This is a genomic window from Sedimentibacter sp. B4 (genome assembly GCF_000309315.1).
In the GTDB taxonomy this organism is placed as follows: Bacteria; Bacillota; Clostridia; order Tissierellales; family Sedimentibacteraceae; genus Sedimentibacter; species Sedimentibacter saalensis.
In genome coordinates, this window is sequence record NZ_CANG01000349.1 from 1 (window position 1) to 241 (window position 241).

The 241-nt window shown below is 73.0% G+C and carries 1 pseudogene; it reads left to right on the top strand.

What is annotated here, in order from left to right:
- Positions 1 to 241 (top strand): annotated as a pseudogene (locus BN358_RS26395) (AAA family ATPase); the annotation flags it as partial.

Here is a 241-nt window from a genome sequence, read left to right on the forward strand (position 1 = left end):
TGGTGCGGGCGCGCACACCGAGGTCGATCCGGAGGTCGCGCAACTGAAGGCGTCCGCCCGACTGGCGGACGCGATCGAGCCCGCGGTGGGCCTCTACGAGGAGCCGCCGAAGGAAGGGATGGAGATCGAGACGCCGTGGGCTGACGTGTGGCTCGCCGCGTCCGACTGGGTGGAGGCGTTCGAGTCCCGCGACCCGGGCACGCCGCACAACGAGGCGCGCGACGAGGTCTGGGCCGCGCTG